26 protein-coding genes and 2 tRNA genes are annotated in these 24,914 nt (G+C 65.7%); 15 read left to right on the top strand and 13 right to left on the bottom strand.

Annotated features, from left to right (window positions below; genetic code table 11):
- The first annotated feature begins 65 nt into the window (after positions 1 to 65).
- From ABIA35_RS38155 to ABIA35_RS38115, 9 genes are all read left to right on the top strand, one after another.
- The gene (locus ABIA35_RS38155; RefSeq protein WP_370337448.1) at positions 66 to 1,175 is read left to right on the top strand and encodes a GuaB3 family IMP dehydrogenase-related protein; all 1,110 of its coding nucleotides are present in this window, start codon (positions 66 to 68) and stop codon (positions 1,173 to 1,175) included.
- Positions 1,176 to 1,261: 86 nt separating this feature from the next.
- On the top strand, positions 1,262 to 2,971 hold the full coding sequence (locus ABIA35_RS38150; protein ID WP_370337450.1) for a glycerol-3-phosphate dehydrogenase/oxidase: 1,710 nt from the start codon (positions 1,262 to 1,264) through the stop codon (positions 2,969 to 2,971).
- Between the two features lie 51 nt (positions 2,972 to 3,022).
- Positions 3,023 to 3,511 (top strand): glutathione peroxidase, encoded by a 489-nt coding sequence (locus ABIA35_RS38145; protein ID WP_370337452.1) that lies wholly within the window; start codon positions 3,023 to 3,025, stop codon positions 3,509 to 3,511.
- A 44-nt stretch (positions 3,512 to 3,555) separates the two neighbouring features.
- The gene (locus tag ABIA35_RS38140; protein WP_370337454.1) at positions 3,556 to 4,530 is read left to right on the top strand and encodes an oxidoreductase; all 975 of its coding nucleotides are present in this window, start codon (positions 3,556 to 3,558) and stop codon (positions 4,528 to 4,530) included.
- Positions 4,531 to 4,627: 97 nt separating this feature from the next.
- Entirely contained in the window at positions 4,628 to 5,173 is a 546-nt protein-coding gene (locus ABIA35_RS38135; RefSeq protein ID WP_370337456.1) for a hypothetical protein, read from the top strand.
- Between the two features lie 130 nt (positions 5,174 to 5,303).
- Positions 5,304 to 6,956, top strand: coding sequence for a succinic semialdehyde dehydrogenase (locus ABIA35_RS38130; RefSeq protein WP_370361201.1), 1,653 nt, complete (start codon positions 5,304 to 5,306; stop codon positions 6,954 to 6,956).
- A 394-nt stretch (positions 6,957 to 7,350) separates the two neighbouring features.
- The gene (locus ABIA35_RS38125) at positions 7,351 to 7,719 is read left to right on the top strand and encodes a WXG100 family type VII secretion target (protein ID WP_370337460.1); all 369 of its coding nucleotides are present in this window, start codon (positions 7,351 to 7,353) and stop codon (positions 7,717 to 7,719) included.
- A gap of 14 nt (positions 7,720 to 7,733) precedes the next feature.
- The gene (locus tag ABIA35_RS38120; protein ID WP_370337462.1) at positions 7,734 to 8,030 is read left to right on the top strand and encodes a WXG100 family type VII secretion target; all 297 of its coding nucleotides are present in this window, start codon (positions 7,734 to 7,736) and stop codon (positions 8,028 to 8,030) included.
- 242 nt (positions 8,031 to 8,272) lie between these two features.
- Positions 8,273 to 8,623: a chorismate mutase gene (locus ABIA35_RS38115; protein ID WP_370337464.1), complete on the top strand. Its 351-nt coding sequence runs from the start codon at positions 8,273 to 8,275 to the stop codon at positions 8,621 to 8,623.
- 336 nt (positions 8,624 to 8,959) lie between these two features.
- On the opposite strand, the gene ABIA35_RS38110 is transcribed toward ABIA35_RS38115, so the two are convergent.
- Positions 8,960 to 9,394, bottom strand: a complete 435-nt coding sequence (locus ABIA35_RS38110) for a hypothetical protein (protein WP_370337466.1) — start codon at positions 9,392 to 9,394, stop codon at positions 8,960 to 8,962.
- Positions 9,395 to 9,641: 247 nt separating this feature from the next.
- Here ABIA35_RS38110 and ABIA35_RS38105 point away from each other — a divergent pair, with 247 nt between their 5' ends.
- Positions 9,642 to 10,121: a PaaI family thioesterase gene (locus ABIA35_RS38105; RefSeq protein ID WP_370337468.1), complete on the top strand. Its 480-nt coding sequence runs from the start codon at positions 9,642 to 9,644 to the stop codon at positions 10,119 to 10,121.
- A 76-nt stretch (positions 10,122 to 10,197) separates the two neighbouring features.
- Positions 10,198 to 10,269, top strand: a tRNA-Arg gene (locus tag ABIA35_RS38100).
- 206 nt (positions 10,270 to 10,475) lie between these two features.
- On the opposite strand, the gene ABIA35_RS38095 is transcribed toward ABIA35_RS38100, so the two are convergent.
- The 6 genes from ABIA35_RS38095 to ABIA35_RS38070 form a co-directional block, all read right to left on the bottom strand.
- The gene (locus ABIA35_RS38095) at positions 10,476 to 11,891 is read right to left on the bottom strand and encodes a tyrosine-type recombinase/integrase (RefSeq protein ID WP_370361200.1); all 1,416 of its coding nucleotides are present in this window, start codon (positions 11,889 to 11,891) and stop codon (positions 10,476 to 10,478) included.
- The gene (locus ABIA35_RS38090; protein WP_370361199.1) at positions 11,888 to 12,085 is read right to left on the bottom strand and encodes a helix-turn-helix transcriptional regulator; all 198 of its coding nucleotides are present in this window, start codon (positions 12,083 to 12,085) and stop codon (positions 11,888 to 11,890) included. The genes ABIA35_RS38095 and ABIA35_RS38090 overlap by 4 nt, the downstream gene beginning before the upstream one ends.
- Positions 12,082 to 13,710, bottom strand: a complete 1,629-nt coding sequence (locus ABIA35_RS38085; RefSeq protein ID WP_370361198.1) for a replication initiator — start codon at positions 13,708 to 13,710, stop codon at positions 12,082 to 12,084. The genes ABIA35_RS38090 and ABIA35_RS38085 overlap by 4 nt, the downstream gene beginning before the upstream one ends.
- Complete coding sequence (locus ABIA35_RS38080; RefSeq protein WP_370361197.1) at positions 13,707 to 15,206, bottom strand: FtsK/SpoIIIE domain-containing protein; 1,500 nt, start codon at positions 15,204 to 15,206, stop codon at positions 13,707 to 13,709. The genes ABIA35_RS38085 and ABIA35_RS38080 overlap by 4 nt, the downstream gene beginning before the upstream one ends.
- On the bottom strand, positions 15,206 to 15,481 hold the full coding sequence (locus ABIA35_RS38075) for a hypothetical protein (RefSeq protein WP_370361196.1): 276 nt from the start codon (positions 15,479 to 15,481) through the stop codon (positions 15,206 to 15,208). Before ABIA35_RS38075 ends, ABIA35_RS38080 begins: the two co-directional genes overlap by 1 nt.
- Positions 15,482 to 15,593: 112 nt before the next feature.
- Complete coding sequence (locus tag ABIA35_RS38070) at positions 15,594 to 16,013, bottom strand: plasmid replication, integration and excision activator (RefSeq protein ID WP_370361195.1); 420 nt, start codon at positions 16,011 to 16,013, stop codon at positions 15,594 to 15,596.
- Positions 16,014 to 16,156: 143 nt separating this feature from the next.
- On the opposite strand from ABIA35_RS38070, the gene ABIA35_RS38065 reads away from it, so the two are divergent.
- Positions 16,157 to 16,444 (top strand): hypothetical protein, encoded by a 288-nt coding sequence (locus ABIA35_RS38065; protein ID WP_370361194.1) that lies wholly within the window; start codon positions 16,157 to 16,159, stop codon positions 16,442 to 16,444.
- A 13-nt stretch (positions 16,445 to 16,457) separates the two neighbouring features.
- Here the strand turns inward: ABIA35_RS38065 and ABIA35_RS38060 are convergent, their stop codons facing one another.
- From ABIA35_RS38060 to ABIA35_RS38045, 4 genes are all read right to left on the bottom strand, one after another.
- Positions 16,458 to 17,186, bottom strand: coding sequence for a GntR family transcriptional regulator (locus ABIA35_RS38060; protein WP_370361193.1), 729 nt, complete (start codon positions 17,184 to 17,186; stop codon positions 16,458 to 16,460).
- Between the two features lie 84 nt (positions 17,187 to 17,270).
- The gene (locus tag ABIA35_RS38055) at positions 17,271 to 17,816 is read right to left on the bottom strand and encodes a helix-turn-helix domain-containing protein (protein WP_370361221.1); all 546 of its coding nucleotides are present in this window, start codon (positions 17,814 to 17,816) and stop codon (positions 17,271 to 17,273) included.
- A gap of 22 nt (positions 17,817 to 17,838) precedes the next feature.
- Positions 17,839 to 18,099, bottom strand: a complete 261-nt coding sequence (locus tag ABIA35_RS38050) for a hypothetical protein (protein ID WP_370361192.1) — start codon at positions 18,097 to 18,099, stop codon at positions 17,839 to 17,841.
- Positions 18,096 to 18,377 carry a hypothetical protein gene (locus ABIA35_RS38045; RefSeq protein ID WP_370361191.1) on the bottom strand — a complete coding sequence of 94 codons (282 nt, stop codon included), beginning with the start codon at positions 18,375 to 18,377 and terminating at the stop codon, positions 18,096 to 18,098. The genes ABIA35_RS38050 and ABIA35_RS38045 overlap by 4 nt, the downstream gene beginning before the upstream one ends.
- A 338-nt stretch (positions 18,378 to 18,715) precedes the next feature.
- On the opposite strand from ABIA35_RS38045, the gene ABIA35_RS38040 reads away from it, so the two are divergent.
- Positions 18,716 to 19,939, top strand: coding sequence for a helix-turn-helix domain-containing protein (locus ABIA35_RS38040; protein WP_370361190.1), 1,224 nt, complete (start codon positions 18,716 to 18,718; stop codon positions 19,937 to 19,939).
- A gap of 30 nt (positions 19,940 to 19,969) precedes the next feature.
- A complete protein-coding gene (locus ABIA35_RS38035; RefSeq protein WP_370361189.1) occupies positions 19,970 to 20,458 on the top strand; it encodes an NUDIX domain-containing protein in 489 nt (162 codons plus the stop codon).
- A 325-nt stretch (positions 20,459 to 20,783) separates the two neighbouring features.
- Here ABIA35_RS38035 and ABIA35_RS38030 read toward each other — a convergent pair whose 3' ends face one another.
- Positions 20,784 to 22,343, bottom strand: a complete 1,560-nt coding sequence (locus ABIA35_RS38030; protein ID WP_370361188.1) for a DUF6119 family protein — start codon at positions 22,341 to 22,343, stop codon at positions 20,784 to 20,786.
- Positions 22,344 to 22,969: 626 nt separating this feature from the next.
- Between ABIA35_RS38030 and ABIA35_RS38025 the strand changes: the two genes are divergently transcribed.
- A tRNA-Arg gene (locus ABIA35_RS38025) sits at positions 22,970 to 23,097 on the top strand.
- Between the two features lie 26 nt (positions 23,098 to 23,123).
- Here ABIA35_RS38025 and ABIA35_RS38020 read toward each other — a convergent pair.
- Positions 23,124 to 24,191 carry a hypothetical protein gene (locus tag ABIA35_RS38020; protein WP_370361187.1) on the bottom strand — a complete coding sequence of 356 codons (1,068 nt, stop codon included), beginning with the start codon at positions 24,189 to 24,191 and terminating at the stop codon, positions 23,124 to 23,126.
- Between the last annotated feature and the right edge of the window lie 723 nt (positions 24,192 to 24,914).

Here is a 24,914-nt window from a genome sequence, read left to right as displayed (position 1 = left end):
CGCTGTAGCGTCGGGCCGTAAGTACGTCCGCAGGACGTCCGAAGGAAAGAGTTGAGGTACTCCAGGTGACCGAGGTCGAGATCGGCCGGGCCAAGCGTGGCCGCCGCGCCTACGGGTTCGACGATGTGGCAGTCGTTCCGTCGCGTCGCACCCGGGACCCCGAAGAGGTCTCCATCGCCTGGCAGATCGACGCCTACCGCTTCGACACGCCCTTCATGGCCGCGCCGATGGACAGCGTCGTGTCCCCGGCGACCGCCATCCAGATCGGCAAGCTCGGCGGCGTGGGAGTCCTCAACCTGGAAGGTCTGTGGACCCGCTACGAGAACCCTGAGCCGCTGCTCCAGGAGATCGCGGACCTTCCGGCCGACGCTTTCACCAAGCGCATGCAAGAGATCTACAGTGCGCCGGTCCAGGCCGAGCTGATCTCCGCGCGCATCAAGGAGATCCGCGCCGCCGGCGTCACTGTGGCGGGAGCACTGTCGCCGCAACTCACAGCGGAGTTCCACTCCGTGGCCGTGGCCGCGGGTCTGGACCTGCTGGTCATCCGCGGGACCACGGTGTCCGCCGAGCACGTGTCGGCCAACGCCGAGCCGCTGAACCTCAAGCAGTTCATCTACGAGCTCGAGATCCCCGTCGTGGTCGGCGGCTGCGCGACCTACCAGGCGGCGCTGCACCTGATGCGCGCCGGCGCCGCGGGCATCCTGGTCGGCTTCGGCGGCGGCTCGACCCAGACCACCCGCGACGTCCTGGGCATCGCGGTGCCGATGGCCTCCGCGGTCTCCGACGTCGCCGCCGCGCGCCGCGACTACCTGGACGAGTCCGGCGGCCGCTATGTGCACGTCATCGCGGACGGCGCCATGGGCGTCTCCGGCGACGTCACCAAGGCGATCGCCTGCGGTGCCGACGGGGTGATGATCGGCTCGCCGCTGGCCCGCGCCGCCGAGGCGCCGGGGCGCGGCTTCCACTGGGGCGCGGAGGCGTACCACGGTTCGGTCCCGCGCGGGCACCGTACAGCGGTCGGCACTGTGGGGACGCTGGAGGAGATCCTCGTTGGTCCCTCCTACTCCCCGGACGGCACCATGAACCTGGCCGGCGCGTTGCGCCGGGCGATGGGGACGTGCGGCTACACCGAGCTCAAGGGCTTCCAGCGCGTCGAGGTCACCATCGCCACCTGAGTCGTTCCGCACCTTGTGATCGGCTTCACGGGTGATGTGGCACAACTGATCGCGTGTAGTGCCCTGTTCTGGGGCACGCTTGTAGCGTGCGTAGTTTGCGGTTGGGTCCAGTAGAGCGGGAGGCGGCGCTGACCGCCATGGCCGAGCGCGAGCTCGACGTCGTGGTGATCGGCGGCGGCGTGGTCGGAACCGGCACGGCGTTGGACGCCGCGACCCGGGGTCTGAGTGTGGGTCTGTTGGAGGCGCGGGACTGGGCGTCGGGAACGTCCTCCCGCTCCTCCAAACTCATCCACGGCGGGCTCCGCTATCTGGAGATGCTTGACTTCGGCTTGGTGCGCGAAGCGCTGACCGAGCGCGGTCTCCTGTTGGAACGGCTGGCTCCGCACCTGGTGCGCCCTGTGCCGTTCCTGTATCCCTTGACGGGCCGTATGTGGGAACGCCTTTACGCCGGCTCCGGTGTGGCTCTGTACGACGGGATGGCTACGTCGTCGAGCCACGGCAGAGGTCTGCCTCTGCACCGCCAGCTGACGCGCCGCAGTGCCTTGCGCATCGCGCCCGCGCTTAAGCGTTCCTCGCTTGTGGGGGCGATCCAGTACTACGACGCACAGGTCGACGACGCGCGCTACGTCACCTTCCTGGCGCGTACCGCGGCGAGCTACGGCGCGCACGTGGCGTCCCGGGCTCGCGTCACCGGCTTCTTGCGCGAAGGGGAACGCGTCACCGGCGTCATCGTCAAGGACCTGGAGACTGGCAGGACGCTGGAGATCCGCGCCAAGCAGGTCGTGAACGCCACCGGTGTGTGGACCGACGAGACGCAGGCATTGGTGGGGGAGCGCGGACGCTTCCATGTGCGCGCCTCCAAGGGCATCCACCTGGTTGTCCCCAAAGACCGCATCCACTCCTCGACCGGACTCATCCTGCGCACGGAGAAGTCCGTGCTCTTCGTCATCCCGTGGGGCCGGCACTGGATCATCGGGACCACCGACACCGACTGGACCCTCGACAAAGCGCACCCGGCTGCTTCGCAGACCGACATCCAGTACCTGCTGGACCATGTGAACGCGGTGCTTAACGTTCCTCTGTCTCGGGCCGACGTGGAGGGTGTGTACGCCGGGCTCCGTCCGTTGCTCGCGGGGGAGTCGGATGAGACCTCGCAGCTGTCCCGGGAGCACGTCGTCGCGCACGTCGTCCCCGGCTTGGTGGTGGTCGCCGGCGGCAAGTACACGACCTACCGCGTGATGGCCCAGGACGCCGTCGACGCGGCCGTCCACGGCCTCGGAGGCGGCGTGCCGGCCTCCATCACCGAGAACGTCCCGCTGCTCGGAGCGGACGGCTACAAGGCCGTGTGGAACAACCGCGGACGCATCGCCGAGCGCAGCGGACTGCACGTGGCACGCGTGGAGCACCTCCTGCGCCGCTACGGCTCGCTGATCGACGAGGTCCTGGAGCTGATGACCGAGAAGCCCGAGCTGGCCGAGCCGCTTCCCGGCGCCGAGGACTACCTGAAGGCGGAGGTCGTGTACGCGGCCGCGGCCGAGGGCGCGCTGCACCTGGACGACGTCCTGGCGCGCCGCTTACGGGTCTCCATCGAGACCTTCGACCGGGGCGTCGGCGCCGCCGAGCCCACCGCGCGTCTCATCGCGCCGGTCTTGGGCTGGACCGAGGAGCAGGTCAAGCGCGAGGTGGAGCACTACGTGACGCGAGTGGCCGCGGAGCGGGAGTCGCAGGAGCAGCCGGACGACGCCACCGCGGACGCCGCGCGGCTCGGCGCCCCGGACATCGTGCCGGTGCAGTAATCGGGGCACGCGCGCGGGAATCCGTTCAAGCTCGCGTGCTTTGATACCGGCATGAGCCTTTACGACATCCCGATCAACACCCTCGACGGCAAGCCGGCCTCTCTGAAGGACTACGAGGGCAAGGCCGTCCTGCTCGTCAACGTCGCCTCGCGCTGCGGCCTCACGCCGCAGTACGAGGGTCTGGAGCGCATCCACGAGCGCTACGCCGACCGCGGCTTCACGGTCCTCGGCGTCCCCTGCAACCAGTTCGGCGGGCAGGAGCCGGGCACCTCCGAGGAGATCCAGGAGTTCTGCTCCGCGACCTACGGCGTGACCTTCCCGCTCACGGAGAAGATCGAAGTCAACGGCGACGCCCGGCACCCCCTTTACACCGAGCTCACCCAGACGACCGACGCCGAGGGCAACAACGGCGACATCCAGTGGAACTTTGAAAAGTTCCTGATCGGTTCGGACGGGACGGTCCTCAAGCGCTTCCGTCCGCGCACCGAGCCGGAGGCGCCGGAAGTGACCGAGGCCATCGAAGCCGCGCTCCCGGCGTAGTTACAGGTAGTGACATACGCGGCTGATCACGCCAGGATGGCGCTATGCCGCATTGGACTCCGGAGGAAATGCCGGATCTGACGGGGCGAGTCGCCATGGTCACGGGGGCCAGCAGCGGTATCGGGTTCCACACGGCCTTGGAACTCGCGCGTCACGGAGCCCGGACCCTGCTCGCCGTCCGTGATCCGGGCAGGGGAGAGTACGCGCGCGAGCGGATCACCGCGGTGATCCCCTCCGCGCGCGGACTCGTCGAGGTCGTCCACGTCGACCTGGCGAGCCTGGACTCGATCGAGGACGCGGCCGCGGACCTGGCCGACCGCACGGCGGCGGTGGACGTCCTGGTGAACAACGCCGGCGTGATGGTCCCGGACGGCCGCACCACCTCCGACGGTTTCGAGCTCCAGTTCGGGACCAACCACCTGGGCCACTTCGCGCTCACCGGCCGGGTGCTGCCGCTGCTGCTGGCCGCCGAGTCCCCGCGGGTCGTCACCGTCTCCAGCCTCACGCACCGCCGCGCCCGGCCGGTCTGGGATTTCGAGCCCGCGGCGGAGAACGCTAAGGAGTCCTACAGCGAGGCCGAGTGGCACCGCCACCGGGTCTCCGCTTATGGCCGCTCCAAGCTCGCCAACCTCCTCTTCGCACGAGAGCTGGACCGGAGAGCCAAAGGCGCGCGGTTCAGCTTGGCCAGCGTCGCCGCGCACCCCGGCTATACGGCTACCGGCCTGTTCACCAAGACCTCCTTCAGCCGGCACCACCGCGTCGTGTCCGGACTGTCGCATTTGGTGACCTGGGCGACCGGCCAGAGCTCTGCCACCGGCGCGTGGCCCTCGCTGTACGCCGCGACTCATGTGGACCTCTTCGGCGGCGAGTACATAGGACCGCGCGGGCCTGGGGAGATGCGCGGGGCGCCCGCACAGGCGGTCATGAGCGCGATAGCTCAGGACGAGACTGTGGCCGCCGCCTTGTGGGACCAGTCCGTGGCCGCGACCGGCGTGGGATACGAGGAACTGTCCCGCTGAGCGGCCCCGAAAGATCCGCGAAGAAGCGGGGAACCGGCGCGACAGTCGCTGCGTCCAAATGCCAGTGACAATGTCGTCGGCTAGGAGATGGAGCGAAATGAAGCCCCTGGTGAAGTCCGTGGCGACCACCGCCGTCGTGCTCGCGGCGCTGGCCGGGTGCGCATCCCGCAGCTCGGGAGGTACCGACGCGTCCGGCCCCGGTGCGGGTGGCGGGTCCACCTCCTCGGCGTCGTCGCCGGTGTCGCCGCCCTCGTCGTCGTCCGCCAACCCGAGCGCCCCGTCGAGCACCGGCGCCGGCCAGACCGGCGGCTCGAGCTCGTCCGGCTCCTCGAACCCGTCCAACCCCTCGGACCCCGGCACGGTGAAGTACGTCCCGCTGCAGGGCCTGTCCCTGGACAAGGACGGCGTCACCCTGGTCACCGAGGTGAGCTGGGGCGGCTGCAACGACCAGCCGCAGCTGGTGATCAAGAGCCAGGACGCGTCCAAGGTCGTGGTCGAGCTGAAGACCGTCTCTCACTACCGCGTCGGGATCATGTGCCCGGACTTCTCCCGCGACGGCCAGTCCACCGTGAAGCTGGACGCCCCCCTGGGCTCCCGCCAGGTGATCGACGGCGTCAAGAACGCGGCCATCAGCGTCAGCTGACGTCCGCCCCGATAACGTCGGGCCCCTTCCGTAGTGCCTGGGACGACGGAAGGGGCCCGACGTCATGCCGGTCTCCACGTGTTGCCATCGATGGCTGACACCGGCGGGTTTTTCTGGGAGGCTCGTCGCCATGACCGCCGACACCATCGATCCCGGCAACGGCATATCCGAGGACGCTCAGGACGTGCCGGCCGGCGCTGGTCCCCAGGAGGCCACCCGCCTCGACAGCATCCACACCCGACTGTCCGCCGACCTGGTCGAGCGGCTCATCGGGAAAGTGGCCATCCACGGGGCGGTGGGCGGTCGGACGCAGTCCTACAGTCCGCTCACCGGTGAACTCATCGCCGACTTCCCCGCCAGCGCGCCGCAGGACGTCCGCGCCGCCTACGCCAAGGCCCGCGCCGCACAGCTGGAGTGGGGCCGCACCGCCATCACGCACCGGACCAAGGTCGCCGCCCGCCTGCACGACCTGATCCTGGAGCGCTCCGACCAGCTGCTGGACCTCGTCCAGATAGAAACCGGCAAGGCCCGCAAGCACGCCCTGGACGAGATCCTCTCGGCCGCCGCCGCGACACGCCACTATGCGTACGCCTCCCGCGGCTACATCCGCAGCAAGCGCCGCCGCGGCGTCCTCCCGGTCCTGACGAAGGTCACCGAGAACCGCGTCCCCAAGGGCGTCATCGGCATCATCACGCCGTGGAACTATCCGCTGGCGCTCGCCGTCTCCGACGTCATACCGGCGCTCATCGCGGGCAACGCCGTGGTGCACAAGCCGGACACCCAGACCGCGCTCACCGGTCTGCGGCTGCGCGAACTGGCCGTGCAGGCCGGGCTGCCGGAGGACCTGTGGCAGGTGGTCGTCGGCGACGGACCGGTCGTCGGTCCCGCGGTCGTCGCGGACGCCGACTACGTCGCCTTCACCGGTTCCACCGCCACCGGGCGCACTGTGGCCCAGGCCGCCGCTTCCCGGCTGATCGGCTGCTCGCTGGAGCTCGGCGGCAAGAACGCCATGCTGGTGCTCGACGACGCCGACATAGAGAAGGCGGTGTCCGGCGCGGTGCGTGGCTGCTTCTCCTCCGCCGGACAGCTCTGCATATCCATAGAGCGCATATACGTGCACTACACCAAGTACGACGAGTTCCTGTCGCGGTTCCTTACAGAGGTCCGCGCTATGCGTTTGGGCTCCGGCCTCGACTACTCCGCGGACATGGGTTCTCTGACGAACACCAAGCAGCTCGAGAACGTGACGCTGCATGTGGAGGACGCCAAGGCGAAGGGCGCGAAGGTGCTCTCCGGTGGCCGACGCCGTGCGGAGATCGGTCCGCTGTTCTACGAGCCGACAGTGCTCGGAGACGTCAAGACCACCATGCGCGTCTACGGCGAGGAGACCTTCGGACCGGTGGTGTCCGTGTACTCCTTCAAGAGCGAGGGCGAGGCGGTGGCGGACGCGAACAACACGCCGTACGGCCTGAACGCCTCGATGTGGACCCGCGACCATAAGCGCGCCCGCGAGATCGCCCGCCAGCTGCACGCCGGCACCGTGAACGTCAACGAGGCGTACGCCGCGGCCTGGGGCTCGGTCGACTCTCCGATGGGCGGCATGGGCCAGTCCGGGCTCGGGCGGCGCCACGGCGCCGAGGGCATCCTGCGCTTCACCGAGGCCCAGACCGCGGCCCGGCAGCGACTGCTGCCGATCGCGCCCTGGTTCGGGATGCCGGAGGAGCGCTGGGGCGCCCTGATGCTGCGCTCGCTGAAGATTCTCAAGGTCTTGCGGATGAAGTAAGAGCGTGCGCGGGTCGGTGGCCGGGCGGAAAATCGTCGGAGCTCCGAGCCTGGCCGCACCGGTGCCTTGCCGTGCGCTGCGCTTACGGCAAGCCCATCGCCCACGACGCTCGTGCCAAAAGCGCCTTCGGCGCGGGCCGGGTCGAGGGCGATGGTCCGGCGCGCCCAGCCTCGTTCCCGACGAGTTTTCCGTTCGCTACGGCGGCGCTGCCGCCTCGCCAGACCGGCCACCGACCCGCGCACGCTCTTCCCGTTCCGCAGAACGGGTGACGCCACGGCCGATCGGTTCCGCTCGTCGGCGCCGGACGCTACGGTGGTGATCCGGCGTCACCCAAGGTCACCGACCGCCTCCTCTGTGACGTCACCGCATCGCACCAGAGGGGATGGTGATCCGCATGACGGAACCCGCCTCGTCCGCGTTCGTCCCCGCGCCCGGCGGCGCGGCGTCCACCGGGCCGGCCCAGTTCGGCGCGACCCTGGACGTGATGGCGCAGGCCGCCGCGCACGTCGCCACGGTCAACGAGGAGATCGCGGCCCTGCTGGCCACCCTGCTGGCCCAGCTGGAACCGATCGCCTCCACCTGGAAGGGCGCCGCCTCGGGCGCCTTCCAGAACCTGCACCAGCGCTGGAACGCCGACGCCCGCAAGCTCAACGCCGCGCTCGGCGGCATCGCCGAGTCCCTGTCCGGCACCCATCGCCGCTACTCGGCGGCCGAGGAGTCGAACACCACCGCCGTCAACCGCGTCGCCGGCCTGATCGGCTGAGGGAGGAACCGCCCATGGGCTACGGAGGCGAACTGCTCGTCCACGCCGAGACGCTGTCCTCGGCGTCGCAGAATGTGGCGTCGGCGCACAACGAGCTGAACAGCAAGCTGCACGACCTGCGCACCCTGCTGCAGCCGCTGACCCAGACCTGGAGCGGCCAGGCGGCCGCGGACTACCAGGAGCGGCAGCGGCAGTGGGACCAGGCGCAGGCGGACCTGAACGAGGTCCTGCAGCAGATCGGGAAGGTCCTGGAGGTCGCCCAGCAGCAGTACGGCGACGCCGAGCGGGCGAACATCGACGTGTGGGGCTGAGCCGGCCGGTCCGCATCGCGGGACCGGCTGGACCGCGCGCCGGACACCGTGGCACCATGACGGCATGCTCGCCAACCGCCGATTTTTCTATGGCTACGGACCAGGGTCCCTAGCCATCGTCGGCTGCTGAGCAGAACAAGCCAACGAGCGCCTCGGACCCCTTCCGGTCCGGGGCGCTCGCTTTTTGGCGGGGGCCGCCGGGCCGGTCGGAGCCCGGGTGCGAGCCCCGAGGAGCCCCGCCCATGACTGCCAGCGCCAGCGCCACCGCCGAACCGACCTCCCCCGACGCCGCCTCCGACTCTGTCCCGCCCGGCTCTGTCCAGCCCGATTCTGTCTCGCCGGGCCAGCCGACCCCGGCCGGCGTCCGCACCGGCCGCGCCCAGATCGACGACCTGGACGCCCGGATCCTGGCCCTGATCACCGAACGCGTCAGCACCGCCGCCGACATCCAGGCCGCGCGCATCGCCGAGGGCGGCCGCCGCCTGGACCTCAAGCGCGAGACGGAGATCATCGCCCGCTACCGGACCGCGCTGGGCCGTCCCGGCGTGACCGTCGCGATGGCGGTCCTGGAGCTGTGCCGGGGGCGCGTCTGAGGCATGTGAGGCCTGTCCGAGCCGCCGCGGGGTGCCTGCCGGTCACCTCCCGGGCGCTTTCCCCCAGACCCCCACGAACCTCGCGCGCGGGCCTTGCACGAACCTTGCTCGCGGGCCGTAACCGCCGGGTCCCCGGCTCGTTGAACCGCTCGAATCACCGGTGCGGATCGCGGAGCCCGGTCGGCGCTCCACGCTCATGCGCCCGGCCGGTGAAGGCGATGTGGGACACCTCGCCGGTGCCAGTGGTCCAACCGCAGGGGACAGCGGGCCGGCCACCAGGGAAAAAGCGGCGGCTGCCCCGGGGACGCCCGGGACAGCCGCCGCGGCACCGCACAATCAGGCGGTGTACTTCTCGACGATCTTGCCCAGCTTCGGCAGCGCCTTCTCGATGTTGTCCTGCCCCTTGGGCCGAACCTGCTCGTAGGCCTTGCGCAGCGTGGCACGGTCGGACTGAGCAGCCCGCTCGTCCGTCACCCCGAGCAGCGCGTTCGACACCTCCGGCCCCCTCCCGGCCAGGTAGTCGCCGAACGAACCGCCACCGGCGGAAACGAAGTCCGCGTGGAACGGCTCCAGCCGCGCCACGAAGTCGTCGACCAGAGTGTCCACGGCATCCGGCACGATGTCGGACTTGAACGCGGTGACGACCTTGTAAGCGCCCTTCACCATCAGCCCCGAGTCCTTGACCTGCTCTTCGACCAGCTGCGCGCAGTCATTGACGACCTGCGGCCGGTTGGTCGGATTGAGGAGGCTCTCCTGCAGAGTCTGTCCCATTGTTTATGTCCTCGAACGCGGTAGAGGGTAGACCGCACCGGACCGGACACACAGCCCGGGGCCCGACATACGGCCGAGTAGTGAGCGCTTAGGTTACCGTAACCAGCCCGGCCGCCAAGACGCCTTCCACCACCTCGCCCTCAGACATCTGACAGCACCACCCCGCCCAGGCATAGCAACAGAAATTCCCACCAGAACACCCCCAAGCCCTCCACCCCACCCCCACGCCCCGCCCTAAGGTGTGAAGGTGAGCAACCCCCACACCCCACCACCCCTCACCGAAGCCGAAGCCGCCAAAATCCTGGCCGAAAACTTCGCCCCCTGGATCCAAACCCTCAACCTCACCGTCGAGAAAACAACCCCCACCACAACAACCCTCCGCCTCCCCTGGAACAAAGCCCTAGCCCGCGAAGGCGGCACCCTCTGCGGCCAAGCCCTCATGGCAGCGGCAGACACAGCAACAGTCATCGCCATCAGCGCAGCCCGAGGCACCTTCTGCCCCATGACCACGGTCCAGCAGAACACGACCTTCCAACGCCCAATCAAGGACGCAGACGTCCTGATCACGGCCCAGGTCACAAAGCTCGGCCGCAGCCTGGCCTTCGCAGACATCACAATGACGGCGGCAGCGAAGGAGGCGGGAGCGGGAACGACCGCGGAGCCGACGGGCGCACCCCCAGCCCCACCAGCAGCACACGCCACAACCGTCTACGCACTCCTCACCTGACACCCCAGCCCCGCCGCACCCACCGAAACAATGGCGCAACCCCCACCGCGGACCTGATATCGTTTCTACGTCCCGAGCCCCCGTAGCTCAGGGGATAGAGCACCGCCCTCCGGAGGCGGGTGCGTAGGTTCGAATCCTACCGGGGGCACCCTGTTTCACCAGCCGCAGCGCATCTGAGCTGCGGCTTTCTGATTTCCGCTATCGAGCACGTGTGCGACCGTGTGTCGCCGAAAGCGGCTCTGTGTCGGTACTCCCGGTCTATTTGCGGTCTGAAGATCGGAACGTTTTCCGAGGTCGGCCCCGACAGCAGAGAACCCCCGACCGAAGCCGGGGGCTGCCAGACCGGAGTCACTTTCAGACGTGCGGATCGCCGCCCAATGCATCTTCGATCGCCTTGTTAGCGATCTTGTCCTGGTCGTCGAGGACCCATGCGTACGTCGACATCATGACCTCGACGCTGTGTCCCGCGCGCTCAGCGATAAGCGCTGGATCGCGGGTGCTCCGCAGGCCGAGCGAGACGCCGGCGTGTCGGAGGTCGTAGGGAACGGCCGCCATCAGCGAGTCGACGCGATCGGGTGTCATCGCGAACGACCGCGCCTCACGCCACACGCGCGAGTAGGTAGACGCCACGATTCGCCCGCCGCGTTCGTTGCCGAACACCCGACCGCCGGTGTTCTTTGCCGAGAACTCGCGGATGTGTTGTTTCAGGTACACGACCAGAACCGGCGGGATCGGAACCGGCCGGATCTCGTCTTCAGCGCGTTGCTTAAGCCCCTTCTCGTCGTGCAGCTTCCCCGAGTCAGTCCATGCCTTCCCAGCGGTCGGAGTGGCCTTCTCCAGCGTTAGCAGACCCCATCCCTTGTCAGGCAGATGACAGTCCGAAACACGGAGCGCTATGACCTCCTCCGGCCGCATCATCGCGTAGTACATGCACGCGAAGAACGCGACCAAGCGCCGGCCTCGCCCACGCTCCCATGACCCGACGTACGAGACTGCTGTCAGCAGCTCCGTGATCTGCGCTGGATTCGGAACTCGTCTCCGGTCGAGCCGCTTGGAAGCCTTCGGCGGCGTCCACGTGATCCGCTTGAACGGGTCGTCGTCGAGGTGCCCCACCTCGATCGCGTACTTCATCACGTTCCCGACGACGCGACGACGCCGCAATACGGTGTTGGCCTTCCCGGGCGTGCCATCCATCGTCAGCAACATTGCGTCCAGGACTGCGCGAGCAGTCGCCGCGTCTTTGATGGCGGTCACCGGCAGCGAAGCTCGCCGCAGCCAATGAAGCGCCTTCCAGTTGACCGGCGGAGGCTCCGGAGCGTCCGACTTACGGGCAGCCGGCGGGAGGTACCAGCGCCGCAACGTCTGACGCATTGTGCGCATGTCCGGCTGCCCCGGAAGGTCGTCGACGAGCGCGGGAAGCATTGCCGCCAGGCTCTCAACCGTCGTCTCGCGCGATCGTGCTGCGAGGCCCTTCCACTTCATGTCGACGTAGTCGGCCGCGAACTCAAGCCACGTCGCCACTTTCTCTGGCTCCGCTTCAACCATCGATGCTGGCAGGCCGGACTTCGTGTCGAAGCCTTCCCCGTCTCTTGCGGCCTTGAGCAGGCTTGATCGGAAGGAATCGGCGAGGGCAGTGGTCGTGAACGTCTTCGTGAATTCCTCGCCCTCGACCCTCCACCGCACCTGGTACGAATAACGGGCCTTCCCGTTCTTGTCCTTGGACAGTTCGCGCTTACGGATCGTCTGAATCCGCACGTTGTAACTGATCACGCCGCACGCTCCTGCAATCCGTCGAGCCACCGCTCGAAGTCCCGACGCCGGAAGCGCAGCTCACCGTTGGGGAGCTTGTACGCCTTCGGCCCGTTTCCCAGTTCCCGCCAGCGGTAGAACGTCCGCCGGGAGACGCCGCCGAGCTCTTCGAGGACTTGCGGGACCGTCAGCCATTCCTCGCCGCGCCCACTCATGACGTCCTCCCCGCGGTTGCCGAAATTGCGTGGCTACTTGGCCCATGGCGTGCAGCGTCGAGCTGTCTGCGCCACTCGATCCGCTCCGCGATGCGATGCATGAGCCGCACGGTTAGAGGCTTGAGTCGCGCGTCATCACGCGAGACGTACTCGAACGAGTACCGGCCGGTCGCCGGCTGCGAGGGCTCGACGCCCAGGACTTCGGTCACCCAGTTCTTGCGGTCCGTCTTGTGGTCCCTGAGCGTCTTTCCGGACCACTTGCGGGAGACCAGGACACGACGGCCGCCGTAGCCCAGGTGCGTCGCCTTGTGCGCCTTGCCACGACATGCGCCCGGATACAGGCCCGGACGAGCGTTCTTCGGCTGAACGCCGTAGCGGAGCCAGTTCGCGCATGTTGGAGAGCAAGGCTCGTAGCGCAGTGCTTCCACCAGGCGAGAGGCATGCTCTCGCTGATCGTCCGTCGCCGCCTCATGACACTGGTCGACGCTCTTCGTCAGGTACTTGGCGAGGTAGCCGATCGCGCGGTTCGCATCCTTCGTACCAGCCAACACGCCTTGCGCGTCGAATTGCCTCCCGAACCGGGCCACGTGCGACGGCTCGTCGTCCGGGCCGATCGCGTCGAGTGCCTGATCCCAGGTGGGCAGGATCTCGCCGGTATTCGCGTCGACGTAGGCGCCGATGCCGTCGTGCCACTCGGGCAGCTGGTCGACGTATGCCGGCTCGTCGGTCGACGGCCACCACACCTGGTGATAGGTCGCGGCGATGACTTCGCGGAGTTCGGCGCGTGAGATCGTGCCGCGGATTGCCATGTGCAGGTGCGGGGCTAACCGGCGCTGCGGTTCGACGGCCGCGAAGTACTGCACATCAAAGCCGACGAACCGGCGCAGGTTCTGAACGAATCGGTCGACGAGCCGAGCGAAGTGGATCGCGTCGCGGGCAGCTCGTTGGTAGTCGTAGGTGGCCGGCTGGATGGGTGTCCCGTCCTTGCTCACTCGGCCGTAGCTGTCGAGCGTGAGGGTCAGGAACATCGACGGACGGAACTTCTTCCCGCCTGTCGCCTCGTAGACCTTGCCGATAGTTCGCGCGCTCACGGGTCGCTTTGGGAGCTCCGATGCGTCCTGTCGACGGCGTGTGGTGCGGACCCGCCGGGCCGCTTTCTCAACTCCCAATCGGCCGCGGACGCCGGTCGCTGCCAGTTCCGCGTTGATCTCGGAGATGGTCTCTTCCCACTCGGACACCTCCGAGTCGTCCGAGTCGTCGAGGGACTTCTGAGCTTGCGACCGCAGTTGGACGAGAAGCTTCTGATCCTCGGTCGCCGGATCGGGGGTGAAGTCAGGTTCCTGTTCCAGGTGCCAGCCGGTACGGCACTGGTCGATCCGGAGCTGTCGCTTGGCCTCCGCACACGGCGGGCAGACACTCGAAAGCGTTGCACCGCAAGGGATGTCTATGATCTTTTCCTCGCCGGTCGCGAGGTCGTAGCGCCGCAGCGGAATTGGTCGGATGCAGACGCCATGTTGGATGGCCGACTCTTCCAGGACCTTGCGAGCCAGCGGCATCCGGGCACGTTCGGCACGGCTTCCCGTGATTCCGGACGGCGCTACTGGCTTGAGCTGTTCCGAAGTCACAGTGTGTCGACCTCCATCTCATCGGAGTCGTGCGAGCGCTGCGCCGGAATCTCGTCATGGACGCGTGGCTTGAACCGCTCGACCATCGCGGCGATGTCCTGGTCACTGTGGTAGGTCGCTCGGACTCGAACCGGCTCGCGGACGCCGGCAACGGTCACGAAGCCAACGCCGGCAAGCGTCGGGTCGATCAGATCGCACGTCGCACCCCGGTCCCTGGCGCCGTCGCCGAGCACCATGTCCACGTGAGACGCCTCAGTCACCCGGAGGCAGATGCGGATGGGGAACAGATCGCGGAACGGAAGTACGTCTTTGCGCGGGTCTTGCAGTGCTGCGACCACATGCACCGCCGCCGCGCGTCCCTTGGACAGCAGGCGCGACAACGCCGAGGCGATGCGCTGACGGATGGCGCGGTCAGGGCAGTACGCCGTCAGGTCAGCCATTTCGTCGACGACCACCAGGACCAAGGGCTCATCGGGCGTCGGGATGTGCTGACGTGCGACGCCGCGGAGCCGACGCGTCCGAACGTCCATGAGGTCGGCCGCGTCTTCGAGCATGCACGCCATGCCTTCGTACGAGTCCGCCTCAAAGCGCCGGAACAGCGGCTCGCCGAAGGAGAGCTCCATCCCGCCTTTGGGGTCGAGGACCCAAGGTGCGACGTAGCCGGCCTGTATCGCCGGTCCCAGCGCACGCAGCAATGCCCAAACGACCGAGCCCTTGCCAGCCTCCGATGCGCCAGCAACCAGGACATGCGTAGTCAGTCGCAGCGTCCAGGGCTCGCCGTCAGCGCGGACGCCGAGCGGGAGCGCGGACAGGTTCACCGGCATGCGATCCGCCGCATGCGGCTCGTCGTCGGAGTCGAGCCGATCCGGCTTCACAGTCGCCGCGAGCGGATCGGCGTGCATGAACTCCAGCGCGATCCGCCGAGGCTTCACCGCGCGCACCCGACAGGACAGGGCCCCGAAGGTGTGCGCGAGCGCGGGAGCCTGGTTCTCCCACTGCTCAGGGACCTGGCCCGAGACCATGTCGACGATCACGCGATCGATGAAGCGGGTTGAACGGACCTGGCGGAGGGTCGGGACGTACTCCAGGTCCCCGTACAGGATCGCCAGGCCGCAGACAGCCATGGTTGCGTGCCAGCGCCGCTCATAGACGAACCAACGCCGCCAAGCGCTCACCGCCGGGAAGCGAATCGCACGCTCGAAGCTGGTCCAGTGCAGAACGGCCCAGGCGCACATCGCTACCAGCACGCCGACCATGAGCCACCCGAACGCCGACGACCCGAGGGCGATGCGCAGCCACACGGCGAGCGCGACCAGGCCCGAGAGGACCGGGTGCTTGGCCGCCTTGTGACCGAGCAGCCCGAAGAACCCGAAGAAGCGCCGGATCGCGAGCCACCACACCGGCACCTCGAACACCGGCTCACGAACGTAGACGCCGCCGACCTTGCGCGTCGCCTTGTCAGTCGAGGAAGCATCCCCATGCACCGTGCGGAACATCAGCGGGACCCCCGCTCGGCCATCGCATGCAGGTGGTCGACCTGGGCCCGCGCCGACTTCGCGACTTCCTGCCGATCGGCGTTTTCCGGTTCCTCGGCCGCCAGCGCTTCGAACAGCCGGGCCTTGCGTTCGTGGAACGCGAGCAGCGCCGACGCCGGAGCGGCGTTCGTGTGGATCAGGTAGGTAGCTTCCTCGATCAGCTGACTGACCTGGGATATTTCGACCGGCACCGGGACCGGTTCGGGGTTGTGCTGACGATCGCTCGTCGTGGCCATTAGCCTGGACTCCTCTTCTCGGATCGCACCCTGGAGAGACACAAGGGGAGGCCGGGGCCTAATCCGGCCTCCCCTGCTATGTGGTGGCGCTGTGCTTCAGAAGGGCTGTCGGTTAGCCCGCGTTCTTGGACCCGTTCACGGCTGCCGCCGGCTTCCCGCCCGCGTTCGGTCCGCGCATCGCGGAGGCGTTGAACGAGTACGCCAACCGCCCCTGACCGTTGACGTACGGCCGCACCCGCAGTCCCTCGAACTCGACCGGACGGAACGGCGTCCCCGCCATCAGGTCCGGCATCACCGGCTCCTGATCCGCCGCGATCTTCACCTTCACCGACCGCTCCGCCGCCCGAGCCTCCGGGTCCGCGTCGAGCACTTCGACCGCCCACACCAGCACGCCGGACTCCTTGTCCCGCGCCTGCACGGGACGCTCCCGCGTGGACTTGTCGAAGTCCCGCACGGCCTCCACCGCCACGGCGAACGCGCCATGCGGGAAGACGTCGCCGAACTGGACCCGGATCGCACCCTGGATCGCCATCTCATACCTCTCGTTTACTTATCGTGCTAAGTCGCATCACTTAGCCCTACAAGTTTGACTATGGATGCGTCGCAGAGGACTGTCAAGTTGATTGGGATCGTGGCTGGTCAGTGCCGAGGCGAGGTCGTTGCTAGCCTTCGGCCATGAATGATCCTTATGGCGTCAACGACATAGAGGCAACCACCATCGACTCACGCGAGAAGCTGGCCGCCTTCATCAAGTTGCTTGCACGTGACTTCGACGTCAACGCCGAAACGTGGGAGAACGCTTCGGTCGGTTCCTTCTTGGACGCACTGGCTAGATGGCTTGAGTCTGCCGAGAGCTGGGCGAACAACATGAAGACGTACCGCCCGGATCTGTGGACAGACGTCAACACCCCTTCGTGGCCACTCGTAGCCCGCGCTCTTCGGGTGGCCCGGACCTACCAGTAGCCGCGACGACGAATCAGACGAGGGGGTAGGTGTCTTCGAGCTCGTGACGATCGCCGGGCAAGACGAGCTCGGCGAGCTGAACGGGTCGGCCGGATGCTTCGAAAGCCGTCACTGTCACCGTGAGCACGGGCGTGCGCTTGCTCGGCAGGCCGAGCAGCAACGCCTCCTCGCCGGACGGGAGCCGTGCGGCAATCCGTTCGATGACGTGGTCGTACCGGATCTTGTTCCGTGACTCGATCAGTTGCCGGGCGCCTTCGCTCATCAGGGCCTCGTTACCAAGCGCCGTACCGTGCGCGAGGTCCAGCGGAAAATACGCGGTGACGAGTTCGTCTGGCTCGTCGTCGCGGACGACCAGGCGCCGGCGCATGAGCACTGCTTCGTTCTTCTTCAAGTTCAATGCCGCTGCCACGGTATTGGGAGCGATGACGTGGCCGACGTCGACCAGCCGGCTACCGCTGGTCTCGCTCTGCTCCAAGGCGTTCCGGCTGGGTCGGAACCGCTGATCCATCGCAGCGGGCCGGCCGCGGACGAACCGGCCCCTTCCCTGCTGCGATTCGATCCAGCCATCGCGACTCAAAATTTGTAGAGCCCTGATGACCGTCGTTCGGGACATGCCCCACTCGTTGACGAGCTGGTCCTCACTGGGCAGCATCGAGCCGGCTGGGTACGTGCCGTCCAGGATCCGCTCTTGGAGTCCCGCGACAACCTGCGCGTACTTCGGTGGCGCTGACTCGAAAGGCATCACTTACCGCCTTAACCCGACATGACTTGACCCATCAACAGGACCTATCTCTTTGGGCAGCGTAGCGTCTGACACGACGTGTCGCTACGCCCGAGGTGGGAGTCCCATCGTTCGGGTGACCTGCCGGGGCGCCAGCAAGATGGGCACCCTGACCGCGTCACGGCGTGGTCTCCTGTCCGACATGGCGATCGGCCGTAGCGCAATTGAGTACCCCAGACTCTGAGCCCAAACAACGTGCGCGATGGGCCGCGGGGCCACGCGCGCCAGCTCCCATCGCTGTATTGAGTCACGTGTGACGCCGACGAGTTCACAGAGCTTCCCTTGGGACATGCCCAAGGCTTGGCGACGATTTCTCAGCGGCGAAGCCAGCCGCCGCCGCTCAAAGATCTCAAGTGCTTCGCCGGGACGCTGGCGCTGCGGACCGTAACGCAGTTCGCCGTCCGAGCCGACGATCACCAGTCGTAGACTCAGCTCGCGTGACCACAGGATCAGATGCCCGAGGGTGGGTTCGATTGCGCCTGTCTCCCACTCGGAGATAGCCCTTCCCCGGACCGGAAGACCCTCCGACACAGCGTTCTGGGTGAGCTCGGCATTCAGGCGTGCGGACCGCAGCGCACCGATGATCCGCATGAGCGTCCGTTCCGCCGTGTAGTCAACATGCAGCGGCATCGGTGCCCCTGTTTCCATCCACGACGGCGGCAGTCAGGTCCTTCAGCTCAACCCATCGGAGGATCCCGATGCCCACTGGGGTGCGCACCAGAGCGACCGGCGCGCAGCAGATGAGCAGTTCCGGCAGATCGTCGCTTGGGAGCTCGCACTTGCGTGTGGCCGGCAAGACGACCTCGCTCAGCATGGTTTCTGCCTTCACCCGCACCACCGCGCCCGGCTCGAAGTCCGGGTTCGCGGCGCTCATCGCTCGTCACCATTGCCGGCCGAGGAGCGGCGACGAGTCCCGCGGTAGGGCTTGCGTTCCGTCATCGCCGCCAGGGCGAAGGGCCGCACCGGTGACACGGGGACCGATTCGAGCCGGCGATATGAAGCAGTCGGCAGTGGGACACCAGCCGGACGGTAGGTCGTAGAGCTGACCGGGTGGTAGGACTTCGTGCCCGCGTCGTACTCGATCACGGTGATGGTGATCCCGATGGTGCCGGGCATCAGCCCGTTCTTTCTGTTGGCGGCCCAGGTGGCCATTGCACGCATCCCTTCCGCGAGGGGGCAGGCCGACTAAGCAGCGAAGCCGGTTCCAGAGCACAGGCCGCACGGCTGCTTGTCGGAGATGTCAGCGGCGTCGTCGATGACCTCATGCACGATCGCGAGTCGCGACGTGACGTGCTTCCAACCGCGCCCGCGACAGGATTCGCAGGGCTCGTTGTTGGGTCCGATTGTTTCCCGCGGGTCCTTGGTGTGCTGGTGTTCGTTGCGGGGCACTGACGACATGGTGTGAACGTAAGGTCACTGCTGAAAGGGAACCCGGAAAAACCTTCCGGGGTCCGGCGGGGGAGTGCGGTGAGGCTAGGGCCATGAGAGGAATGACTGAGACCCTGAGCATCGGTGAGCGCGTCGCTTGGTACAGGCGGCGGCGTGGCATGTCGCAAGAGGTGCTGGCTGGCCTGGTCGGCCGAACGGCCGATTGGCTGGGCAAGGTCGAGAACAACCGCATCGATCTCGACCGGCTGTCGGTCATCAAGGCGCTAGCCGATGCCCTGGACGTGCAGTTCGGTGACCTGTTGGCGGAGCCATCGTTGCTCGACTGGACCCACGACGTTAAGGGCCGCACGGTGTTCGCGCTGCGCGAAGCGCTGATGGACTACCGGCAGTTGTCGCCGTTGTTGAGCGGCGACGCGAACGGCTTCCGCCCGGATCTTGAAGTACTCCGGCAGGAAGTCGGGGAGGCATGGACGGCGTACCAGGAGGGGCGGTTCGCTCGCGCGGCCCACGTGGTCCCGTCGCTGCTCTCTCTTGCGCAGGCCGCCACACGTTCTTACAGCGGCGATCAGCAGCTACAGGCGTACGCGCTACTCGCCATGGCCTATCAGAGCGCGGCGCAGGTGCTCACAAAGATCGGGGAGACCGAGCTTGCTTGGATTGCCGCTGACCGTGGACTGACCGCCGCGCAGGTCTCGGGAGATCCGATCATCATCGGATCGCTATTCCGATCTGTCACGCACTGCCTACTGGCCAACGGTCGGTTCGACGCGGCGAAGCACCTCACTGCGGACGCTGCCGGCTTCCTTCAGCCGCACGTGGCTAATGCCTCGCCTGAGTTCCTGTCGATCTACGGGACGCTGTTCCTTACTGGCTCGGTCGCCGCGTCTCGATCTGACGACCGTGCGACCACGCGGACGTTTCTCGCCGAAGCTGAGGAATCGGCCCGCCGTCTCGGCCAGGACGCAAACCACATGTGGACCGCGTTCGGGCCCACCAACGTCACCATTCACCGGGTCGGCGCGGCTATGGAGCTCGGCGACGTACAGCTTGCCCTTGACCAAGGGCCGCAGCTCGACACGTCGCAGATGCCGACCGAGCGCCGTGTCCGCCACGCCCTTGAGGTCGCCCGCGCCTTCGCTGCGCGGAACCAGATCGACGAGGCTCTGTCGTTGATCCTCGACGCTGAGAAACTCGCACCCGAGCAAGTCCGCTACCACTTCATCTCGCGTCAGCTGGTCACTGCATGGGTTCGGCGCCAGCACGGTAAGCCGAGCCTGGCTCTTTCGGATCTCGCCCAGCGGATTCACGTGATCGAGTCCCGCTGACCTGTTCCCGGCTCGGGCTAGAGTCGACTCATGACCGAGCCGAACCCAGCCGAGTCGTTCGCAAATGCCCGTGCCGCCTCAGGCGTCCTCTTCTTCGACGCCGAGGGCCGCATCCTGCTAGTTCGGCCGTCGTACAAGCCCGGTTGGGATCTGCCAGGTGGGTACGTCGAGTCTGGCGAGACCCCCACCGAAGCCGCGGTGCGCGAGGTCCAGGAGGAACTAGGCATCAAGCCGCCGATCGGCGCGCTGTTGGTGGCCGACTGGGCGCCGGCCGAAAGCGAGGGCGACAAGATGCTGTTCGTCTTTGACGGCGGCGAGCTCGCCGCCGAGTACCGCGACCGCATCGAACTCGAAGCTGCCGAAATCGCCGGCTACGCCTTTCACGATCCTGAGCTCGTCGACACGCTGCTGATCCCGCGTCTCGCACGTCGCGTCAAAGCGGCCATTGAGGCCCGCTCGCAGTCCGCCGCCCTGTACCTGGAACACGGCGAGACGTACCGCGGCGCATTGCCGAATTGAGCTGTATCAGATCAAGGCGGCGCTACCGCGCCGCCGCCGGCTCGCCGCATCCCGGGCGTGCGGCCTGGCGGCCGGTCCCGGGTGCGGCGGCCGGCTCGGTGTGAAGGCCGTCTTCTGGTCGCTCTTGGTCTGTCGGGTCGACGCCGGACCTGTTGGCGTACCCCACTCGTGAGGTCGTCTTGCGCTCCGTACAGACTGGAAGCGTGGTCACCCTTGTCGGAGCTCACCTTGCTGTCCCCCAGCCCGAGCGCCCGCGTGCGAGCGGCGTATGCCTCGCTCGCGTGTTGTCGCCTGCCGTAGACGGACGGCATATCGGCGGCAGACTTCAGGGCACGATCTGAATCTTTGCTATGGCAACACCTAGTCCGCGTCGCCGAACCTCGCGAGCCTGTGCAACGAGATTGACCTTGCTAAAGAAGAACAACGAGTCGTGCGCTGAACCTGGCAGGTCCGTGCCAATTGCGTAAACGATGACTGGCGTATCTGGCTCTGGGGTTCCAGGTGGAAGTGCGGGCGCCTTAGCGTGTACCCGCTCACGATAGATCGGCTCACCGCGGTAAAGGTCGGCGGAGACGGCTCCTTGCGCGAAGAGGTGAGATAGGGTCGCTGACTTCGTCCTCTTCTTAACGCAAATCATCTCCAGGCGTGGGGTAAGCAGATCACAGATCTCGTTTCTTTGGTTAGGGCCCCCGATGCGGAATTGTTCTTTCTCTGTGTCTAGTAGGGTCCAGTGCCTCGCCTTGGCTACCCGCTCATTGTAGGTGCCCTCATCTTCCGTCTTGCGCCAGTCAGGAAGCGCGATAACTGAGGTAATGTCGTCGATGAGTCGAACGTCGGCGTTTATTTTCTCTACGTAGTCACGGTTTACTTCGAACCAGTTTCCAAGCGATAGTACGAAGACTTTTCGGCTCAGCTCCAGTTCGCATACTAAGAACGCGTCAAGAGCTTGCCGTTTTCCAACCGCGTCGCCAGAGTCGTTGATGGGAACGATCTGAACTTGCTTCAGTGGGTTAGGAACAGGACGCTCACCCAGGATCTGATATAGGCCGTCGAGCGAAAGGTCGTCTAGATCGACGACATGGTTTCGTACTGAGAAGCGAACGTAGGCCAGATCTTCGTCGTCGATGATCTCGGGAAAAGCGAGAGCAATCTTGTCGCGATCACCGTCGACAAGCTTTTGCGTCAACTTCTCGTTAAGGGTCCGCGTGAGCGGGTCATCTTTCCTGAGCGGATGGTAGTTATCGATGAAACTGAACTCTTTCTTGTATGAGCCATCCGCGTGAAGTTCGAGGATCTTCGTCAGAACCTCGGGGAGATCTTCTAGTTTCAAGTCAAGGTTGATCGAGAGTGAGTCTGAGCCCGACATGCTACGAGCCAGGCCCATGTCTGATGACTTGCCGGAAAGCCGCCTCACCCATTCCTGGTCTAGATCGAGCTCGAACGCTACGAGCTTGCTGCCGACGCTGACTTGTGTCCGCTGTTGACGTGTCACAGTGTCTAGATTTCGAGTATCAATCGTCTTAAGACTTTCGCTGTCCAACGCATTTGCTACTACGCGAAGGCCGAAGTTTGGCTCGAACAGGCTTCTCTCGATCGTGTGAAAGCCTTGTCCAAACGTAAGGGAAAAGATCCGATTCTTGATCGTCGCGAGCAGCACAAAAGCGGTGTGCGAGTTGACCATCTGATCGACGTCGAAGTACGCGCGCAGGAATGCGATCCACTTTGGCTCCGTTTCCTTAGAGCGCTGAACGTACGCACGGAGAGGGAAGCCAAGCGGTTCGCGCGGCTCTATGCTTTCGAAGCTGTCTTGGCTGAGATACTTTTCTCTGATTAGGGCGTCGAAGTCAGTGATCTCCTGCCGGGCCAAGTTGACTGTCAGCTTCATCGCAGCTCCCTCATGCCTTGAGCAGGTTCTGTTCGCTGGCTGTAGCGCCTTGCCTGTTACCCGGCGTGCGTAGCCGTGCTGCCAGTGCCGAGTGATATCCGTAGTATCAGCGGTTAAGCGTTGTGGCAACTGAATGAAGGTTGGCAACTGCTAGAGATCAACGCTCGTGGTGGGTGGATGAAAGAAGCCAATCCTATCCACGTGATCCAAGTTGTTGATGTTTAAGTGTCGGCGTGGATCAGCAGGAGATCGTGCTGTATGGCGGGCGACGTGAAGGCTCGTGTACCGTTGTCGAACTTTTGCACGAATGGTTTGCTCGATAAAGCCGACTGAGGACCATGGGCGACTACCACAAGAGCGAGCGGCCGTGAGCGTGCGAGGCGCCTGTCTGACAAGCGCGATCCTTGCCACCTTTGATCTGCCCAAAGGCGGTTGGGTGTGGGTTGCGCGACCGTGCCCGTTGCGTGCCCGTACGGAGCCGATCTCGCGGTCACTGGCGGATACTCACGGGCATCAGGACGTCAGCGGGTAGGTCAGAAGCCTTCATGCTCAGCCAAAGGATCTACTTCGGCATAGTCAGGGCTTTGCAAGCAGGGGGTCACTCGCGGTAGATGCGACCATCTGCGGCCGTGGCATATTTGTGGCCTAGTCTACGCCGGCTATGTGCGTCGAAACTCTCTGAAATGCGGAGATGCTCCGAACCTTTGATCCGTTTCCGGAGGCGGGTGCGCAGGTTCGAATCCTGCCGGAGGTGCCTAGTTTGACCAGCGGCGGAGCATCTCAGGATGTTCCGCCGCTAGCGTTCTGCCCATTACGTTGCTCACGAGTGGATCGGTGGCGACGTAGCTGTCGCCGACCTCCTGTGGTGCCGTTGAAGGGTTCCGCCACTAATTCTTGCACTAGCCCAGCGCGTTGGGCATCTCTAAGGTCCGAGGAGTCGATCTTCTCGATCAGATCTACTGCGAAGTTCAGACGCTCCTGATGGAGGATCGCGTACCGCTTCTCTCGTGTCACTTCACGTAGCTGTTCTACCTGGGTTGCCATCATTCTCTGCGCCAGATTGGACTGTCGGAAGAGCAGGAGGGCCAAGACGTTTGGGACAACGCCGGCAGCGCTTGTGACGATGGCGGCGTATCTCTGTCCAGAGGTATTCGCGTGGAAGACTGCCAGGCTGATCCCGGTGAGCAGGATGACGGATCCGATGAAGCCGAAGAAGACAGAGCAGATGAACCACGTTCGCGCTTGCCCGAGACGCTCGCTGTACATCTGAATCAAGAGCTTCTGCTCCGCGTCGTCGTGTAGGGCTTCCTGCTGGCCACTACTCAAGCGCCCGCTGGTATCTAGTTGATCGTCTTTCTGGTCGAAATTAAAAGTTGGGCGTGCCGCGTTTCCATGAAAGTGGATAACGTACCCCGGCTCACTGCCAAGCGCGTGGGTTAGCTGGTTCCTGGTCTTGGTGCTCGCCCGTTCACTTGTGCGACGCAGCTGCCAGTAAGCGGCGCCGAAGGCGGTCAGCGCCAGAGCGCCGGTATAAAACCATTGCTCCCATGGGTAGTCAAAGACCTCCGTGCCCATTACTTCGACGATCAAGGCCTGAGTAATGATGTATGCAAGCCAGCCTGCGATGCCGATACGTAGCAATATCGGCCGCAGCTTGCGTGTCGCCTGCCGAACCCAGTTGCCAGCCTGTTTCGGTTCGGGCGAGCCTTGAACGGGTTCGGAGTTGACGGGCTCCGTTCCGACGTCTTCAGCGCCGCTCTGCATGTGGTCGGCAGAGTGATTGGTGGACTGGTCGGCATCAGCTTGCTTGTCTCCAGGCTCCTGGGCAAAGGTGCTTGGCCCAACCACGGATCCCCCTGAGGTTGCGTGCGGTGACTACTATGTGTATACGAATACTGGCAGAATCGAGACGAGCGCGGTAGCCCAGGATTGCAGCAGATGCTTCCCAAATTGGCTCGCGGTAGCGGAGCTCCATGTCGCGTTGTAACAAGCAAGTACGTTCTGGGCTTGCGCTGGCGAATAGGCGCGGGTACTTCGTCGGTCGGTTGCCATCTGAAAAACTCTCAGGATCTTGTGGGTAGGGGTATCTCGGGTGGCGCGACGCCTGTGTGCTGAGGTCTATTCACGGTCTGGCTCACGGCGGCTGGGAAGATCGAAGCTCGCTGTGATGCGCAGACACCTCGAACCTCTAATCCACTCCGGAGGCGGGTGCGTAGGTTCGAATCCTACCGGGGGCACATACCTTTCATGCATTTCTACAGGTCATGGCCTGTATGGGCCCAAAGTTCATCTCGATTGTGCGTTCGAATTGTTGGGTTTCGCCTGGTAGGGGTCTGCGTAGGTGGGTGCCCTCCTAGGGTTCTGTCTAGATGGGCACGCTCACGAGGTAGACCTGACCAAGAATCACCTCTCCTTGGCTGACCAGCTCCGGCCGCTCGGCGAGCTGGACTCGCGCGGCGATGCTCGCGTATCTCGCAATCGGGTAGGCGGGTCGGTCACCCGACCCGCCTCCCACACCACCGGACATGCGGGCCACGCATCCGGCGGTTCGTCAGGCTGATCTCAACTTCT

This window comes from Catenulispora sp. MAP12-49 (genome assembly GCF_041262705.1).
Taxonomy (GTDB): domain Bacteria; phylum Actinomycetota; class Actinomycetes; order Streptomycetales; family Catenulisporaceae; genus Catenulispora.
The sequence above is the reverse complement of the archived record's forward strand: the minus strand, read 5'-3'. Positions and strand labels throughout refer to the sequence as shown.

Excerpts from the sequence above, each read along its gene's own strand:
- ABIA35_RS38070 (WP_370361195.1), bottom strand. The coding sequence starts at position 16,013 with ATGGCGATCCAGGGTGCGATCCGGGTCCAGTTCGGCGACGTCTTCCCG.
- ABIA35_RS38040 (WP_370361190.1), top strand. The coding sequence starts at position 18,716 with ATGACTGAGACCCTGAGCATCGGTGAGCGCGTCGCTTGGTACAGGCGG.
- ABIA35_RS38090 (WP_370361199.1), bottom strand. The coding sequence starts at position 12,085 with ATGAGTGGGCGCGGCGAGGAATGGCTGACGGTCCCGCAAGTCCTCGAA.
- ABIA35_RS38120 (WP_370337462.1), top strand. The coding sequence starts at position 7,734 with ATGGGCTACGGAGGCGAACTGCTCGTCCACGCCGAGACGCTGTCCTCG.
- ABIA35_RS38125 (WP_370337460.1), top strand. The coding sequence starts at position 7,351 with ATGACGGAACCCGCCTCGTCCGCGTTCGTCCCCGCGCCCGGCGGCGCG.
- ABIA35_RS38130 (WP_370361201.1), top strand. The coding sequence starts at position 5,304 with ATGACCGCCGACACCATCGATCCCGGCAACGGCATATCCGAGGACGCT.
- ABIA35_RS38030 (WP_370361188.1), bottom strand. The coding sequence starts at position 22,343 with ATGAAGCTGACAGTCAACTTGGCCCGGCAGGAGATCACTGACTTCGAC.
- ABIA35_RS38115 (WP_370337464.1), top strand. The coding sequence starts at position 8,273 with ATGACTGCCAGCGCCAGCGCCACCGCCGAACCGACCTCCCCCGACGCC.
- ABIA35_RS38135 (WP_370337456.1), top strand. The coding sequence starts at position 4,628 with ATGAAGCCCCTGGTGAAGTCCGTGGCGACCACCGCCGTCGTGCTCGCG.
- ABIA35_RS38065 (WP_370361194.1), top strand. The coding sequence starts at position 16,157 with ATGAATGATCCTTATGGCGTCAACGACATAGAGGCAACCACCATCGAC.
- ABIA35_RS38140 (WP_370337454.1), top strand. The coding sequence starts at position 3,556 with ATGCCGCATTGGACTCCGGAGGAAATGCCGGATCTGACGGGGCGAGTC.
- ABIA35_RS38035 (WP_370361189.1), top strand. The coding sequence starts at position 19,970 with ATGACCGAGCCGAACCCAGCCGAGTCGTTCGCAAATGCCCGTGCCGCC.
- ABIA35_RS38145 (WP_370337452.1), top strand. The coding sequence starts at position 3,023 with ATGAGCCTTTACGACATCCCGATCAACACCCTCGACGGCAAGCCGGCC.
- ABIA35_RS38075 (WP_370361196.1), bottom strand. The coding sequence starts at position 15,481 with ATGGCCACGACGAGCGATCGTCAGCACAACCCCGAACCGGTCCCGGTG.
- ABIA35_RS38060 (WP_370361193.1), bottom strand. The coding sequence starts at position 17,186 with ATGCCTTTCGAGTCAGCGCCACCGAAGTACGCGCAGGTTGTCGCGGGA.
- ABIA35_RS38080 (WP_370361197.1), bottom strand. The coding sequence starts at position 15,206 with ATGTTCCGCACGGTGCATGGGGATGCTTCCTCGACTGACAAGGCGACG.
- ABIA35_RS38045 (WP_370361191.1), bottom strand. The coding sequence starts at position 18,377 with ATGGCCACCTGGGCCGCCAACAGAAAGAACGGGCTGATGCCCGGCACC.
- ABIA35_RS38050 (WP_370361192.1), bottom strand. The coding sequence starts at position 18,099 with ATGAGCGCCGCGAACCCGGACTTCGAGCCGGGCGCGGTGGTGCGGGTG.
- ABIA35_RS38110 (WP_370337466.1), bottom strand. The coding sequence starts at position 9,394 with ATGGGACAGACTCTGCAGGAGAGCCTCCTCAATCCGACCAACCGGCCG.
- ABIA35_RS38055 (WP_370361221.1), bottom strand. The coding sequence starts at position 17,816 with ATGCGGATCATCGGTGCGCTGCGGTCCGCACGCCTGAATGCCGAGCTC.